This is a genomic window from Allobosea sp. BK604, assembly GCF_004341515.1.
GTDB lineage: Bacteria > Pseudomonadota > Alphaproteobacteria > Rhizobiales > Beijerinckiaceae > Allobosea.
Window position 1 is genome coordinate 96,419 of the sequence record NZ_SLZF01000012.1, and the last position, 15,434, is coordinate 111,852.

Annotated in this window: 13 protein-coding genes; 5 read left to right on the forward strand and 8 right to left on the reverse strand. The window is 66.2% G+C overall.

Annotation, left to right across the window (positions count from 1 at the left end; genetic code table 11):
• Positions 1-95 precede the first annotated feature (95 nt).
• Complete coding sequence (locus EV560_RS30275; RefSeq protein WP_131859575.1) at positions 96-2,834, reverse strand: bifunctional acetate--CoA ligase family protein/GNAT family N-acetyltransferase; 2,739 nt, start codon at positions 2,832-2,834, stop codon at positions 96-98.
• Between the two features lie 85 nt (positions 2,835-2,919).
• Positions 2,920-3,762, reverse strand: coding sequence for a universal stress protein (locus EV560_RS30280; RefSeq protein ID WP_131859576.1), 843 nt, complete (start codon positions 3,760-3,762; stop codon positions 2,920-2,922).
• A 128-nt stretch (positions 3,763-3,890) separates the two neighbouring features.
• On the opposite strand from EV560_RS30280, the gene EV560_RS30285 reads away from it, so the two are divergent.
• Together EV560_RS30285 and EV560_RS30290 are read left to right on the forward strand one after the other, a co-directional pair.
• Positions 3,891-4,292: a hypothetical protein gene (locus tag EV560_RS30285; RefSeq protein ID WP_131859577.1), complete on the forward strand. Its 402-nt coding sequence runs from the start codon at positions 3,891-3,893 to the stop codon at positions 4,290-4,292.
• Positions 4,293-4,378: 86 nt separating this feature from the next.
• Positions 4,379-5,227, forward strand: a complete 849-nt coding sequence (locus EV560_RS30290) for a universal stress protein (RefSeq protein ID WP_131859578.1) — start codon at positions 4,379-4,381, stop codon at positions 5,225-5,227.
• A gap of 135 nt (positions 5,228-5,362) precedes the next feature.
• On the opposite strand, the gene EV560_RS30295 is transcribed toward EV560_RS30290, so the two are convergent.
• Positions 5,363-5,569, reverse strand: coding sequence for a hypothetical protein (locus EV560_RS30295; RefSeq protein WP_131859579.1), 207 nt, complete (start codon positions 5,567-5,569; stop codon positions 5,363-5,365).
• Between the two features lie 274 nt (positions 5,570-5,843).
• Here EV560_RS30295 and EV560_RS30300 point away from each other — a divergent pair, with 274 nt between their 5' ends.
• Both EV560_RS30300 and EV560_RS30305 read left to right on the forward strand, forming a co-directional pair.
• Positions 5,844-6,665: a universal stress protein gene (locus tag EV560_RS30300; protein WP_165923713.1), complete on the forward strand. Its 822-nt coding sequence runs from the start codon at positions 5,844-5,846 to the stop codon at positions 6,663-6,665.
• Between the two features lie 159 nt (positions 6,666-6,824).
• The gene (locus tag EV560_RS30305) at positions 6,825-8,423 is read left to right on the forward strand and encodes a bifunctional aminoglycoside phosphotransferase/ATP-binding protein (RefSeq protein WP_131859581.1); all 1,599 of its coding nucleotides are present in this window, start codon (positions 6,825-6,827) and stop codon (positions 8,421-8,423) included.
• Positions 8,424-8,468: 45 nt separating this feature from the next.
• Here the strand turns inward: EV560_RS30305 and EV560_RS30310 are convergent, their stop codons facing one another.
• Complete coding sequence (locus EV560_RS30310) at positions 8,469-10,385, reverse strand: PAS domain S-box protein (protein ID WP_465247053.1); 1,917 nt, start codon at positions 10,383-10,385, stop codon at positions 8,469-8,471.
• Positions 10,386-10,404: 19 nt separating this feature from the next.
• On the reverse strand, positions 10,405-11,157 hold the full coding sequence (locus EV560_RS30315; protein ID WP_248312273.1) for a helix-turn-helix domain-containing protein: 753 nt from the start codon (positions 11,155-11,157) through the stop codon (positions 10,405-10,407).
• A 137-nt stretch (positions 11,158-11,294) separates the two neighbouring features.
• Here EV560_RS30315 and EV560_RS30320 point away from each other — a divergent pair, with 137 nt between their 5' ends.
• Entirely contained in the window at positions 11,295-12,020 is a 726-nt protein-coding gene (locus EV560_RS30320) for a response regulator (protein ID WP_131859583.1), read from the forward strand.
• A gap of 33 nt (positions 12,021-12,053) precedes the next feature.
• Here EV560_RS30320 and EV560_RS30325 read toward each other — a convergent pair whose 3' ends face one another.
• From EV560_RS30325 to EV560_RS30335, 3 genes are all read right to left on the reverse strand, one after another.
• Entirely contained in the window at positions 12,054-12,740 is a 687-nt protein-coding gene (locus tag EV560_RS30325; RefSeq protein ID WP_248312274.1) for a response regulator, read from the reverse strand.
• A gap of 391 nt (positions 12,741-13,131) precedes the next feature.
• Positions 13,132-13,806 carry a response regulator transcription factor gene (locus EV560_RS30330; RefSeq protein WP_348982282.1) on the reverse strand — a complete coding sequence of 225 codons (675 nt, stop codon included), beginning with the start codon at positions 13,804-13,806 and terminating at the stop codon, positions 13,132-13,134.
• Entirely contained in the window at positions 13,781-15,208 is a 1,428-nt protein-coding gene (locus EV560_RS30335) for a sensor histidine kinase (protein WP_131859586.1), read from the reverse strand. The genes EV560_RS30330 and EV560_RS30335 overlap by 26 nt, the downstream gene beginning before the upstream one ends.
• Between the last annotated feature and the right edge of the window lie 226 nt (positions 15,209-15,434).

The following is a 15,434-nucleotide window of genomic DNA, read 5'->3' on the forward strand; positions in this document are numbered from 1 at the left end:
TCCACGTCTCGAACACCGCACGTCACCGGCGAAGACGTGGATGGTCGGGACAGGCCCGACCATGACGAAGAAGGCCCGCCCCGGCCGGCATTGCTTCAAGCGCTCGCGCGCTGTCGCTTGCGTCCCTTGCGCTGCGAGGGAGGAGCCGGCTCCAACGCCTGCAGCGCCAGGACCGCACGCATCGTCTCCAGATCGTCAGGGTCGGGGGTGATCGTGAAGCCCAGATCGGCGGCCATGTGCAGCATGCCGCGATTCTCGCGCAGGATATGGCCGAACACGGTCCGATAGCCCGTCTCGCGCGCATGGGCGATGATCTCGCTCATCAGCCGGTAACCGAGGCCGCGCCCCTTCATGTCAGTGCGCACCAGGATGGCATATTCGGCCGTCTCGCGCTCGGGATCGCCCATGATCCTGACGACGCCGAGGATCGGACCGCCGCCGAACGCGGTTCCCGGCTCGACCACGATGAAGGCCATCTCGCGGTCGTAGTCGATCTGCGACAGCCGCGCCGCCATCTCGTGCGGAAAACCCTTCAGCGGCCCGAAGAACCGCATGCGGATATCCTCCGGCGCGCAGAGCCCCACCATCTCGGCGAGTGGCGTCTCGTCCTCCGGTCGGATCGGGCGCAGATGGAGGGCCGTGCCATCCTCGAGCCTGATCTCGCGTTCGAGTTCGCGCGGATAGGGGCTAACGGAGAGGCCGGGACTTGCTGGCTGCGGCTCGCAGATCACCACCCGTGCGTCGAGCGCGATCACACCCTCGGCGTTGGCGAGCAGCGGATTGATGTCGAGCTCGCGGATCTCCGGCAGCAGCACCGACAGTTCCGACAGGCGCAGCAACACGTCGACCACCGGTTCGAGCGGCGTCGCCGGCACGTCGCGGAAACCGGCGAGCAACCTGGCGATCCGCGTGCCGCCGATCATGTCGCGAGCGAGCACCGAATTCAGCGGCGGCAGGCCGATCGCACGATCGCCGACGATCTCGGTCGCCTTGCCGCCGGCTCCAAACAGGATCACCGGGCCGAAGGTGGGGTCCTGCGCGATGCCGGCGATGAGCTCCTGGGCATTGCGGCGCACGATCATCGGCTGCAGCGTGAAGCCGGCGATACGGGCATCCGGCCGGGCCACGGCCACGGCGGCGAGCATGGCCTGCCCGGCGGCCTCGACCTCCTCGGCTGAGCCGAGATCGAGCGCGACGCCATTGACGTCCGACTTATGCATGATGTCCGGGGAGAGGATCTTGAGAACCGCCCTGCCCGTCATGGCGACGAAGGAACGCGCCGCCTCCGCGGGCGAGGCCACCGTCGCTGTCGGCACGGTCGGGATGCCGAACCAGCTCAGCATTTCCTTTGACTCGGCTTCCGTCAGCGACGCACGTCCGTCACTCCTGACAGCGGCGAAGAGTTGTCGCGCCTGCTCGATCACGCCTTGCCCGATCATCACGCCGGCGGCCGGCGTCTCCATCAGCAGCGCCTGGTTGCGGCGAAAATCGGCGAGGTAGCTGAAGGCGCGTACAGCCTCCTCGGGGCTCTTGAACGTCGGCAGCTTGCTTTGTGCCAGGACGGCCCGCGCGTCCTGGGTACTGCGCCCGCCAAGCCAGCTCGTCAGGATCGGCACGCCGCGATGGCGCCCTGCCACGGTCGCGACAGCCCGGGCAGTGTCGACTCCGTCGGCGACGGCCGTCGGGCAGTTGATGACGAGCACGGCGTCGCTGTCGCGTTCCTCGAGCAGGGCGTCGAGCGCGCCGGCATAGCGCTCTCCTGTCGCATCGCCGAGCAGATCGACCGGGTTCGCGCGCGACCAGCCGGCAGGCAGGATCTTGTCCAGCCGCGCGATCGTGCCGGGGGCGAGCATCGCGACGGTACCTCCGCGCGCTCCCGCTGCATCGACTGCGAGAATGCCCGCTCCGCCGCTATTGGTCAGGATCGCCATGCGCTCGCCGGAGACGCGGATGCCGGTCGCGAGGATCGCGGCCGCGGCGAAGAGCTCGTCGAGCTCGGCCACGCGCAACAGCCCGGCGCGCCTGAAGGCCGCGTCATAGACGATGTCCGAGCCCGCGAGCGCTCCTGTATGCGACAGGGCTGCTCTGGCGCCGACTGCGCTGCGCCCTGCCTTGACCACGATGATCGGCTTTGTGCGAGCCGCCGCCCGTGCAGCGGACATGAATTTGCGGGCATGGGTGATGTTCTCGACATAGAGCAGGATCGAGCGCGTCGCGGCATCGGCACAAAGATGGTCGAGCATGTCGCCGATATCGGCGTCACTCATGTCGCCGAGCGAGACGACATGGGAAAAGCCGATGCCACGCTCGTCGGCCCAGTCGAGCAGCGCCTCAATGATCGCGCCGGACTGGCTGATCAGGGCGATATTGCCGGGATGGGGCGTCAGCCGCGCGAAGCTGGCATTGATCCGGCGCGGCGAGGAGATGAGGCCGAGGCAGTTCGGCCCGACGATGCGCAGCAAATGCGGCCTGGCGGCGTCGAGCAGTTGCTGGCGTAGTCCCGCCGGCTCGCCGGCCGCGCCGAAGCCGGCGCTGATCACGATCGCGGCGCGGCAGCCCCGCCTGCCGAGATCGGCGATCAGGCCGGGCACGGTCGCGGCCGGCGTCGCCAGCACCGCCAGATCCGGCGTCACTGGCAGCTCGGCGACCGAGTGATAGCTCAGCGCCGAGCGGATCGCCGTGGCATGCGGGTTCACGGCCATGATCGGCCCCGCATAGCCCGCGCCATAGAGGTTTTCGGCCAGCACGGCCCCGACCGAGCCCGGCGCAGTGCTGGCGCCGATCAGTGCGATCGCGCCGGGATCGAAGAGCGCGTCGAAATTGCGTATGCTCATCAGCGGCCACCGGGTTGGCTGCGCATGATCATGCGGCGGCGGCGCCGATTTGGCGATAGCTGCCCTTGGCAGCTATCGCGGCTCGTCAGTGGCTCATCAGCAGCGGCACGCGGCTGGCCTTGAGCAGGGATTGGGTGACCCCGCCGAGCAGCCATTGACGCAGGCGCGAGTGCCTGTAGGCGCCGGTGACGATGAGGCCAGCCCGGAAAGCCACCGCCTCGCGCTGCAGCGCGCTGGCGGCGTCCTCCTTCGCGCCCAGCGCCGTCGTGGTGACGCTGACATCGATGCCGTGCCGGGCGAGATGCGGCGCGAGATCAGCCCCTGGCACGGAGCTCGAGAGATCCTTCTCGCCGACAACCGAGACGATCTCCACCGCCTCCGCCGCGCGCAGGAAGGGCATGGCCCCGGCGACGGCGCGGGCTGCGCTGGCGCTGCCATCCCAGGCGATGACGATGCGCCGGCCGGCGAAGCTGTGATGCTCCGGCGGCACGATCAGCACCGGCCTGCCGCTCTCGAACAGCGCGCTCTCGATCAGGCCGCGATCGCCGTCGATGGTCGAGCTCTCGGCGTCGAGGATCGACAGGTCATGGACGCGGGCATGGCCGAGGAACCGATCGATCAGGTCGTTATAGTGCAGCTGCGGGCTCTCGACCGTGCAGACCACGCCGGCGAAATCGGCCTCGCCCTTGGCCTTGCCGGCAAAGCGATCGGCCAGCGCCGCGATCCGCCTGTTCTCTGAGGAGATCAGGTCCCGGCTGAAGTCATCGATCATCGAATAAGGGATGTGGAAGCGACTGGCGGCCGCCTGGAGGGTCAAATGGGCGTTGGTCTGCCGCGCCAGCGAAAGTCCGTAGCTCAGGGCGAAGGTCTCTTCCTTGCGCCCCTCCTCGGTGACGGCGACCAATACGCTCTTGATGCCTTCGATCATACGAGCCTCCTGTTTGGGATGGAACGGATCATCGCCGGCGGGGCGAAAACGTCTTTGCGGCAGATCAATTCTGCCGTCGCCTCGCCAGTCGATAGTTATGGCGTCAATCGCCCGGGAGAGCCACACTCATGCCGCACGTCATCACCCTTCATCTCGCCCGCACGCCCGGCCATCCCGATGGCAGCACCCGGCATGGTTACGAGATCCACGCCCCGCTCGATACGAGCGGCCATATCGATGCCGAAGCCTGGCGGGCGAGCCGCAAGCTCTGCCGCGTGCGCCGCTTCTGGGCCGGCGAGCCCGACCGGCACGGCTGGCTGGTGCATCGGGCCGGAGGCGCCGGCGGGTCGACCTGGTGCATCGACTACGACGACGCCAGGAGCGAGGATGACGAGTTCGGCTATCGGCTCGACAGCCACCGCTTCGTCGCCGGCGACTATGTCTCGATCCGAGACCACGACGGCGAGATGCTGCCGTTCCGCATCGCGGCAGTGAAGGAGAAGGCTGGGCGGACGCCTTCGGCCGCCTGAACGCAGCGGCTTTGCGCTGGATCAATGCAACCGGTCCGGGCGAAAGCGAGCATGCTCCGGCAAGCCTTGAACGCAGGAGATTTGCGATGACGTCCGCAGCGATAACCGCCGTCCAGACCGGCTATGCCAGCATCATGGTGCCGCTCAATCTCGGCGAAGGCGCCGAGGACCGGGTCAGGCTGGCCGCCTCGCTGGCCAGGGATTTCGGCAGCCGCCTGATCGGGATCGCGGCAGAGGAGCTGGTGCTGCCCTATATGGGCGACGGCATGTCCGGCGTCGACGCCACGCTGATCGAGGATGCCAGGCGCACCGCAACCGAAAACCTCGCCAAGGCGGAGACGATCTTCCACCGGGCCGCCGATCCGCTCAACGATATCGATTGGCGCTGCGCCATCGACACACCCCGCCACTTCATCGCGAACCAGGCCCGCGCCGCCGACATCGTCGTGATGGCGCGGCAAGCCTCGAACGACCCGGTCCAGAAGAACATGGGGCTGTCCCCCGGCGACCTCGTCATGGATGTGGGACGCCCCGTCATCGTCGTGCCGCCGCGCATCACCCATCTCGCCGCCAGGCACATCGTCATCGCCTGGAAGGATACGCGCGAGGCACGCCGTGCAGTCTGGGACGCCCTGCCCCTGCTCCGGCGTGCCGAGACGGTGACCGTGCTCGCCATCGGCGCAGATGCGCCGGACCAGGGCGCCCAGGATGTCGGCAACTATCTCGCGCTGCACGGCATCACCAGCCGGACGGTGCTTCGGACAGACAGTATCAAGCACACCAGCGACGAGCTGATCGATTTCGCGCTCGAAACTGGTTCCGACCTGATCGTGGCCGGTGCCTATGGCCATAGCCGGATGCAGGAATGGTTCTTCGGCGGCGTGACGCGTGATCTGCTGGAAGGCGCGCCCGTCTGCTGCCTGATGTCCCACTAGACCTGACGGCGCGTTGGCCCGCGCAGGTCCCCGCAGCCTTCGCCATGGGGCCGCGGGCCACGTGGCTGAACACTCAGCCCTCCGACATCCACGGCTCGCAGCCCGGAATGGCAAGCTCGCTCTCGATGCCGCGCGTCATGTCTGATTGCGCGCCTGCGTGGCCTTTTCCCAGATGCGGACGGCATCCTTGAGCGCCATGATCTCGCGATGGCTGCTCCCGTCCTGAACGGAGAGCGCCTTGATGCGCCGTGTCGCCAGGGCGTAGTCCTCGATTGTCTCGATCGTGAAGATTGGCGGATCGGACCTGCAGGAGTCCGGGCCATGCTTGACTGTCGTTTTCATCGACAACCTCCGTGGTTTAAGTGTCGGATACGCGACGCCTGACTGATCGTAGGACGGATAGGGCGGTCCAGATTTGCGCCACATCAAACTCCCCATCGGCGCTTCGGGCGGGCGGCCATGCGGCGGAGGGCGGCAGCGTTTCGGGCGGGCCATGCAGGCAAAGCTCGCGTCGCGGGGCCGGCCGGCTGATCAATTCTAGCCGCTTTTGACCCAGGTCAAAGCAATCTGCTCAGGCACAGGTGGCATTGCGACATTCGACCCCATGGAGCTTGTCATGTCGTCCTATGCGAGCTTGATCGTGAATCTCGATCTTGGCCCGGATGCTGCCAGCCGCGTTGCGCTCGCCGCCCGCCTGGCAGAGCGCTTCGGTGCGCGCCTGATCGGCTCGGCCTCGCGCAGCATCATTCCCGCCCTCCCTCTGGAGGCGGGTTTTGCCGCACAGACGCTGATTGAGCAGTGGCGCGAGATCGCTGCCGAAGAGCTGCAAGAGATCGAAGCCGGCCTCATCAAGCTCGCCGGGCCCGCCGCAGGCACCGCGCTGCGGACCGGGATGGACGAACCGACACCGTTTCTCGTCGAGCAGGCCCACGCTGCCGATCTCCTCATCATCGGCCGGCAAGGACGCAGCGATCACCGTGACTGGCGCTTCGCCGTCGATCCCGGATCGATCCTGCTCGAAGCCGGGCGCCCCGTCCTGGTCGTGCCGCCCGCCACGGATCGCCTGTCTGCGCAACGCATCGTCATCGCCTGGAAGGACACGCGCGAGGCGCGCCGCGCGGTCTGGGACGCGCTGCCTTTTCTGAAGGCCGCCGAAGAGGTCTTCGTCTTCACCGCTGGCGAAAGCCCCGAGACTTCGGGCGCGCGCGGCCTGCAGGATTATTTGCGCCAGCATGGAGTCAACGCCCGCATCCTCCCGGATGCCACGATCCGGGAAGCGTGCATCGCCGACGAACTGGTCGAGCGCGCCCGGCAGGAAGGCGCGGATCTCCTGGTGTCCGGCGCGTATGGCCACAGCCGGACGCGTGAGTGGATCCTCGGCGGCGTCACGCGTGATCTGCTCGATCACGCATCGATCTGTTGTCTGATGAGCCATTGATCGCATGACGGCGTGATCAGGCGGAAGACGGCGAGCGGAAGGAGCAGGATAGCCGATCTGCATCCAGGCCGAATTCGGCGTGCTTGACCGAAATCAAAGCCTGCGGGTGAACCACCGGGCCATGATCGGAATTATTCAGGGGAGGCGGAGTGCACGCAGATGCAGGCCTGCAATCAGAACGAGACGATCTGCTTTCTCGGCTCGCCGCGAGCCTTCGGCGATTGCGCGGGGCGGGCGCGGACGGTCTCGACCCATATCTCGGTGGTGCTGCTGCTCGGCTCGCGCGCGCTCAAGCTGAAACGGCCGGTCGCCCTGCCCTATCTCGACCTGTCGACGCCCGAGCGCCGGCTGGCCATGTGCGAGCGCGAGCTGATGCTCAACCGTCGCACCGCGCCGGAGCTCTACCGCGCCGTCCACCGCATCACGCGCGAGGGCGACGGCAGCCTGACACTGAACGGCCAGGGCAAGCTCGTCGACGCCGTGCTGGAGATGAAGCGCTTCGACGACAGTCTCCTGTTCGACAGACTTGCGCAGGAGCGACAGCTGACGTCGTCCGACATGGCGGCGCTGGCAACGAGCATCGCCGAATTCCACCGCTCGGCCGCGATTGCGGAGGGCGGCGACGGGGCGGCGCGCATGGGGCGCGTGCTCTCCGTCAACGAACGCGCCTTCGCCGCCACGTCTCTCCTCGCACCAGCTGAGGTCGCCCAGGTCAACGCCGCCTGCCGCACCGCCCTCACCCGTCATGCCGGCCTGCTCGACCAGCGGGCGCGCGACGGCAAGGTCCGGCGCTGCCATGGCGACCTGCACCTGCGCAATATCTGCATGGTCGATGGCAAGCCGCTGCTTTTCGACTGCCTTGAGTTCGACGAGGATCTCGCCACGACCGACGTCCTCTACGACCTCGCCTTCGTCCTGATGGACCTGTGGTACCGCCGGCGCGAGACGCTCGCGAACGCCCTGTTCAACCGCTATCTCGACGCCACCGGCGACGAGGCGGGATTGCGCCTGCTGCCCTTCTTCATGGCCGTGCGCGCCGCGGTGCGCGCCCATGTCACCGCGGCCAGTGCCACCGGCAACGAGCCGTCCTCCGCCTGGAAGCTGGCGGAAGCACAGGCCTATCTCGAGCTTTGCCTCACCTTGCTGGAGCGCAGGCCGCCCATTCTCGTCGCCATCGGTGGCTATTCGGGCTCGGGCAAGTCGACGGTCGCGGCCGCGGTCGCGCCGAAGCTCGGCCCTGCCCCGGGGGCCCGGATCGCCGCGAGCGACCGCCTCAGGAAGCGCCTGTTCGGCGTCTCGCCCGAGACGCGGCTGCCCGAGGCGGCCTATTCCGAAGAGGCTTCAGCCCGCACCTACCAGGCCATGGCGGAGGCGGCCGCGAACGCGCTGTCGCAAGACCATGCGGCGATCGCGGACGCGGTCTTCGACCGGCGGATCGAGCGCGACCGGATCTGCGAGGTTGCGAGGCATGCCGGAGTGCCGTTCCGGGGCCTCTGGCTCGACGCGCCGGAGGAGATGCTGATACGGCGCGTGGCCGAGCGGCTGGGTGATCCGTCCGACGCGACCTCCGAGGTGATCAGGGCCCAGCTCGCCCGGAAGGGCGCGGCGACCGATTGGACGCGGCTTGCCGCACAGGCGGACGGCAGGACGGTCGCAGATGCTGCCATCGCGGCTATCGGAGCGGGAACCACGGTGCAGGCCGCATGGCCCGCTCCGGCGCCGGCTTCGGGCACGCTTTCGTCATCGGCGATCCTTTGACGGAAGGGTTCGGGGCGCGGGAGACGTCTCTGGCCAGCGGCTGAATCAGTCCAGCAGCAGACGCAGCCGCGTCGCCAGCTCCCGCGCCGTATAGGGCTTCTTGAGCCAGCTGCCTTCGTCGAGCTCGCGGCCGGCAAGGCTGGGCTCGGCATAGCCCGAGGTGAAAAGGACCTTGAGATCGGGGCGCAGCGCCCGGGCCTCCTTGGCGAGCTCGTCGCCGAGCATGCCGCCGGGCATCACGATATCCGTGAAGAGCAGCTCGATCTCCGGATGCTCGGCCAGCGCCGTGAGCGCCTGCGCGCCGTTGCCGGCCTCGATCACGCGATAGCCCTCGTCCTCCAGCCGTGCGACGGCGACGCGGCGGACGCGCGCATCATCCTCCACGACCAGAATGCATTCATGGCCGCGCGGACCTGCCGGCGCATCCGCCTCCCCTCCGGGCTCGCCCACCCCTCCGCGCAGGCCGGCGGCAGCCGGCAGGAAGAGCCGCACCGTCGTGCCCCGGCCGAGCTCGCTGTAGAGCTGCACATGCCCGCCCGATTGCCTGGCGAAGCCATAGACCATGCTCAGGCCGAGCCCGGTGCCTGAGCCGACCCCCTTAGTCGTGAAGAACGGCTCGAAGGCGCGTTGCTGGACCTCCGCGCTCATGCCCTCGCCGGTATCGGAGATGCTGACGAGGACATAGTCGCCGGTGCGCACCTGCGGGTACATCTGGGCATAGTCCGCGTCGAGATGAGCGCGCGCGATCTCGACCGTCAGCCGCCCGCCGCGCGGCATCGCGTCGCGCGCGTTGAGCGCGAGGTTGAGCAGCGCGTTCTGGAGCTGGGCGGTATCGACCAGGGCCGACAGCGCTGCTCCGGTGATCACCGTGCGCAGCTCGATCGCCTCACCGAGCGTCCGCCGCAGCAGGTCGGCGAAATTCGAGACGAGCTGGCCGATATCGGCGAGCTTGGCGTTGAGCGCCTGGCGCCGACCGAAGGCGAGCAGTTGCCCGGTCAGCTTGGCGCCGTCATCGGCGGCGCCCTGCGCCTCGCGCAGCAGGGCGAGCAGCCTTTCGTTATCGAGCCGCCGCTCGATCATCTCGAGATTGCCGCTGATGACCGTCAGCAGGTTGTTGAAGTCATGGGCGATGCCGCCGGTCAGCTGGCCGATCGCCTCCATTTTCTGCGACTGGCGCAACTCCTCTTCCATCTTGTGGCGGCTGGTCAGGTCGCGGATGAAGCCGGTGAAAATCCGCTTGCCGCTGGTCGCAGCCTCACCGACCGCAAGCTCCATCGGAAAGGTGGTGCCGTCCTTGCGCTGCCCTGTGACGACGCGGCCGAAACCGATGATGCGGCGTTCGCCGGTGGTCAGGTAGCGCGAGATATAGTCGTCATGCCGATCACGGTCGGGATTCGGCATCAGCATCTTGACGTTGCGCCCGCAGACCTCCTCCGCCGCGAAGCCGAAGAGGCGCTCCGCCGCCTTGCTGAAGGACAGCGTGATGCCGGCCTCGTCGATCACCACCATCGCTTCCGGCACGGTCTCGAGGATCGAAAGCAAGTGGGATTCGCGCGCGGCGAGGTCGTCCTGCGCGTATTTCAGGTCGCTGATATCGGAATTCGTCACCACGATGACGAAGTCGGAAGGCCGATCGCAGGCCACGGCGACCCAGCGGCTGGCTACGAAGATCGGCCGTCCGTCGCGGTGCCGCTGCGTCAGCTCGCCCTTCCAGGTGCCGTGCCGGCGGAGCTCGGCGAGAATCTCGTCGAGCGGGCGCGGAAAGACCGTCTTCAGGAGGTCGTGAACGCTCCTCCCGATCGCCTCCGCGGCGGTCCAGCCGTAGAGCTCCTCGCAGCCGCTCGTCCAGCGGCTGATCACGCCGTCGAAGCCGTGAACGATGAAGTTGCCGTCGTCGAGGATCGCAGCGATCTCGTCCAGGCCGCTCTGCGTGATGACTTTCCGTTCGCTGGTCTTCGTCACCCGGCCGGTCCTGCGCTCGTCAATGAGGCCGAGATGCCTGCTGCGCCATCCCGGCATCAGCCAGAGCGTTATCGCCCTCCTCGACCTCACCAGCAAGGCAGGCCAGGTTCGATAGCTGGCGAATCTCGAAGGCGTAGCGGCTGCTCGGCGTGATCACGCCGCGATGGGTCAGGCTCGTCACCGTTCGTGACACGGTCTCGATGGTCAGGCCGAGATAGTCGGCCATGTCGAGGCGGTTCATCGGCAACTCGACGACGATCGGCCCTGGGCGGCGCGGCGCGCGGCGTGCCAGTTCGAGCAGGAGGCTGCACACGCGCTCCTCGGCGCTCTTGCGGGCAAGCAGCACCATCCGGTTCTGCGCAGAGGCCATTTCCTCGCAGATCCTGGCGACGAAGAGTGGCCGCAGCTCGGCCGATTCATCGATCGCCTCGCGGAACCGGTTGAGGCCGAGCCGCCGCAGCTTGACCTCGTTCACCGCCTCGGCGGTGTAGAGGTAGCGCTCGTCGAGCGAGATGCCGAGAATCTCGCCGGGATAGATGAAGCCGGTGATGATGCGGCGGCCATCGGCCAGGATCTTGAAGATGCGAAGCACACCCTCGACGACCTTGAAGACATGCGTCGCGGCGTCGCCTTCCCAGAAGATCGCGCTGCCGCTCTCATGGGTCTCCAGCGGCTGGCGGCTGAATAGGCCGAGCAGGCCGGGTTTCACCGCGTTGAGCGCGAGACCCGGAAACTGGCCGGGCGCCCGGGACACCGCATTCGCAACGATCATGACCACCGTCTCCGCATCGGAATTGATGACACGAGTTGAGTGCCCTTGCGTGACTGCGGAACGATCGGCGTGTTACCGATAGTGCTGATTTGTAACGAACTGTGACAAGCTCCCCGCCCCGCTCCTTCCAAGTGCAGATGGCCGATCCGCAGACACGCAGCGAACACATCCTCGTCGTCGACGACGATGCGCGCATCCGGCAAATGCTGATCAGCTATTTCGAGGATGAGGGTTATCGCGTCAGCGCCGTCCCGGACGGGCGCGGCATGCGTGAGGTATTGCAGAATTCCCCGATCGACATCGTCCTGCTCGATCTCATCCTTCCCGGCGGCGAAGATGGCCTGGTACTGGCGCGCGAGATCCGCTCGCGTTCGGACCTGCCGATCATCATGCTGACCGGGCGCGACGACGTCGTCGACCGCATCGTCGGGCTCGAGGTCGGGGCCGACGACTATATCGCCAAGCCGTTCCATCTCCGCGAGGTCCTGGCCCGATTGCGGACGGTGCTGCGCCGCCGTCAGCGCTCACCCGAAGCGGCGAAGACCGAGACGGGCATCATCCGCTTCGACGGCTGGGAACTGGATCCGGAGCGGCGGCGGCTGACGATGCCGGACGGCCAGGAGGTCGCGCTCACCACCGGAGAGTTCGATATCCTCACCGTGTTCGCGCGCCATCCGGGGCGCGTCTTCTCGCGGGAGACGCTGATGGACCTGACGCGCGGGCGCCGCCAGGAAGCCTTCGACCGGACGATCGACGCCCAGATCGCGCGACTGCGCAAGAAGATCGAGCCGGAACCCGGCGCCCCGACGCTGATCAAATCCGTCCGCGGCGTGGGCTATGTCTTCACCGGCAAGCGCTCCTAGCGGCGACGCGTTGGAGGCCCCCGCGCTACCGGGTCAATTTTCGGTGTCGACCCTGGCCGTCGCACCGGCACCTGTACCGGCGAAGCGATGCGGGTTCAGCCGTTGCGCGGCAATGACCACCTCCAGCCTGTTCCGCGCGCGGAGCTTGCCCATGAGGTTGGTCATGTAGCCTTTGACCGTCTTCTCGCTCAGCGCCAGCGTGCGCGCGATTTCGCTGTTGCGCTTGCCACAGAGCAGCAGATGCACGATCTGCTCCTCCCGCAAGCTGAGCTTCGTGCTTTCCGCTACGCGTTTTTGCAGCGCCTTGCTCTGCAGCGCGCCGATGACCTTGGTCGCGAAGGATGGCGTGACATACATCTCGCCGCGCCGCGTCATGTCGATCGCCTCGAACAGTTCCCCCGCCTGGCTGTTCTTCAGCACATAGGCGTCAGCGCCGGAATCCAGGGCGCGCATCGCATGCTCTGCGCTGGCAGAGGCGGCAAAGGCGATGATCTTCGTGTCCGGGTATTCCCGGCGGAGGCTCGCCATCGCCTGGAACGCATCCCCCGGCACGTTGAGGTCGATGATCATCACGTCGATCTCATGACGTGACGCAATCGCGATGATGTCGCCCGCGCGCGAGCCCGTTGCCGAGATGGCAAAGCCGGTCCTGCCCCGGAGAACGGACGCAATCCCCTCCATCATGAGGGGATGGTCATCGACAATGCCAACCGAGATCACCAGAGTCTCCGCCCCACCCTTACTTTTGTCGTAGGTCGCAAGAGCCATCGCCTAAGTTGGAATCGATGTAAATACCCTAGTTAACGGAGGGTTAATTGCGCATCCGCCGTTATCTAGGCGCTCCCATTTGGGAGTTGCCGAGCTTCCCGATCTTGAAAAAGCATCAAAGCACAGATATATCGCCTACATTCCGAAAAAACGAACAAAAATCGAACATTAATTCAACAATAGAATACTATACATCTCAACGACGGCCGATAAACGCGGTAGTATATAGAAAATTTTTCTTACCAACAATTTGTATTGGGGGCCACCCACACGCCCCGATATGATCAGCATTAGAGGTGCATCACCTCGCATCTCCAGAGACACGACTATGATTGCCGTTACGTCACTCGTCGGACGCCGGGACATAACGCTGGGCTGCAATGGCAGCCTCGGTGCGGTTCTTGAATTCCCCTTTCGCGAGAATGTTCGAGACGTGAAACTTCACCGTCTTGACCTGCACGCCTGTCGCCTCCGCGATCTCGCGGTTGCTCAGGCCATGGCCGAGAAGCCGAAGGACGCGCTCCTCGGCGCGGGACAGGAGTGCAAGCCTGGCCTGGATCGGGTCGACCGGTTGCGGCTTGCGCATTGCCGCCAGGAGTTGGACCGCCATGCCGGGTGGGACATAGCGCTCGCCATCGGCAATCGAGCGCACGATACTGACCAGGTCCGGCGCGGACACGCCTTTGAGCACGTATCCGACCGAACCGGCATCAAGCGCTTTCAGGACGGTCTCCTGGTCTTCGGACACCGTCAGCATGATGACCTTCACCCGGGGCCAGCGCTTGCAGATTTTCTGCGCGGCTCCCAGGCCGCCGCCGGGCATCGAGACATCCGTCAGCGCAATGTCGGGCGTGAGACGTTCGACCAGGTTGATGGCATCTTCGGCGGTCGCCCCCTCGCCGACAACGTCGAAATCGTCGACGTCACGAAAGGCCTGGACCACGCCGCTCCGAAAGAGCGAATGGTCGTCGACGACGACAATCGAGCGCCTGTCAGTGTTCAAGCAGCCCTCCAACAAGCTCCAGGTTCATCGAAATCCGGGTCTCTCCCGATTGCCGGATCTCGGCGGCGAATGTTCCGCCGAGGCTTTCGACGCGATTGCGCAGCCCTTGCAGGCCGAGTCGCTCTCCGTCAGCGGCGTCCCGCTCGACGATAACGGCTGCCCCGTCATTTGCGACCACGACTGAAAGCGTCGTGCCATAGAGCGCGCAGCTGACGGATTGCCGGGCGCCGGCCGCGTGGCGGAAAGCGTTGTTCAGGCATTCCTGAACGAAGCGGAACACGCAAGCCCTCACGGCATCCGAAATCTCGATGCCGACGGCTTCGGTCGCGAGTTGCACCTCGGTATGCGTCCGTCTCTCGTGAGCGCGCGCAGCGCGCGCAATGACGTCCTGCAAGGGCAGGCCTGCAAGATCGGGCAGGAGCAGCCCCTTCGCGATCGTCCGGATTTCGTGCAGGGCTTCAGACAGGACCGTGCCCAGATGCTGGACGAGCCGGCCGCGCGCAGCAGGGTCGGAGGCGGCCGCGATCTCGTCGAGCTTGAGCTTGGAGAAGCCGACGAGCTGGGCCGGGCCATCATGCAGTTCGGCCCCGACCGTGCGGATGAACTGCTCGTTGAGCTCGGCGACGCGGGCGGATGCGCGCTGCAGGCGATCTCTCAGGTTCTGGTTCAACAATGCCAGCCTCTCGGCTTCGGCGATACGCGCCTCCAGGGCAGCGTGCTGCGCCTCGATGGTCCGACTTCCGCGACGGACGATACCGTAAAGGCCGAGCATGATCGCCAGCGTGCTTCCGGCCACGACCAGCCAGCTGCCCCAGCGCAGATTGGCGAGGTCCCCTTGCAGAGGCTGCGTGAATTCGTGGATCTCCGCGACGCCCAGGACATGTCCCTCCACGCCCGAGCGTATCGGGCTGTAGATTTCGAGGAACGGCGTCTTGATGTCACGGACGCGGTGCTCGCCGGCGCGCAGGTCCGTGTAGTCGGCGACGACTTCGCCGCTCAGCGCGCGCGACAGCCCGGCAGAATGCGGAAAGCGCTGGCCGATGATCTGGGTAGAATTCGAATAGGCGACGGTTCCGTCGGGCTTCCAGATCTCGAAATAGGGGAACCGATCCTTGAACTGCTCCTTCGACAGGAGCATGTCGAGCCTGGCGGATGAGTCCGGCGACAGGCGCCCCGTGCTGGCGAGCTCATCAGCAAAGGGCGCAACCAGGCTCTGCATGAACAGCGCCGTGGCTGCCGCCTTGTGATTGATCGTGCTGCGCGCGACGAGGGCGCTGATCGCGTAGCCGGCGAACAGCATCGCGATCAACAGCAGCAGACCGCCCGCGACCAGGAACTGGGCCGACAAGCTGCCGAAAGGCCGCTTTGCCAGGGCCTGCTGGCCGTGGCCAAGCCAGCCACGAAGACCCGACTTCACCCCATCCTCCACATCGCGACCGGGCCCGGAGCGCGTCTCGCAGAACTGGACCAAAGACCAGAAAAACCCCTAGTCCCCGGGCCAGTTTTTGCAGTGTTCTTAAGTCGTTTTCTTACCCCAGGATTTAGTCCTGAAAATAATCGGACCAATTTCTCTCACGACCATTGTTTAGTTACGGCATTATCTCATTAACGAAAGGTTAATTTGCCGTCGTCGCACCGGCGCC

Coding starts and splice junctions, on each gene's coding strand:
- EV560_RS30275 (WP_131859575.1), bottom strand. CDS start 2,834: ATGAGCATACGCAATTTCGACGCGCTCTTCGATCCCGGCGCGATCGCA.
- EV560_RS30280 (WP_131859576.1), bottom strand. CDS start 3,762: ATGATCGAAGGCATCAAGAGCGTATTGGTCGCCGTCACCGAGGAGGGG.
- EV560_RS30285 (WP_131859577.1), top strand. CDS start 3,891: ATGCCGCACGTCATCACCCTTCATCTCGCCCGCACGCCCGGCCATCCC.
- EV560_RS30290 (WP_131859578.1), top strand. CDS start 4,379: ATGACGTCCGCAGCGATAACCGCCGTCCAGACCGGCTATGCCAGCATC.
- EV560_RS30295 (WP_131859579.1), bottom strand. CDS start 5,569: ATGAAAACGACAGTCAAGCATGGCCCGGACTCCTGCAGGTCCGATCCG.
- EV560_RS30300 (WP_165923713.1), top strand. CDS start 5,844: ATGTCGTCCTATGCGAGCTTGATCGTGAATCTCGATCTTGGCCCGGAT.
- EV560_RS30305 (WP_131859581.1), top strand. CDS start 6,825: ATGCAGGCCTGCAATCAGAACGAGACGATCTGCTTTCTCGGCTCGCCG.
- EV560_RS30315 (WP_248312273.1), bottom strand. CDS start 11,157: ATGATCGTTGCGAATGCGGTGTCCCGGGCGCCCGGCCAGTTTCCGGGT.
- EV560_RS30320 (WP_131859583.1), top strand. CDS start 11,295: ATGGCCGATCCGCAGACACGCAGCGAACACATCCTCGTCGTCGACGAC.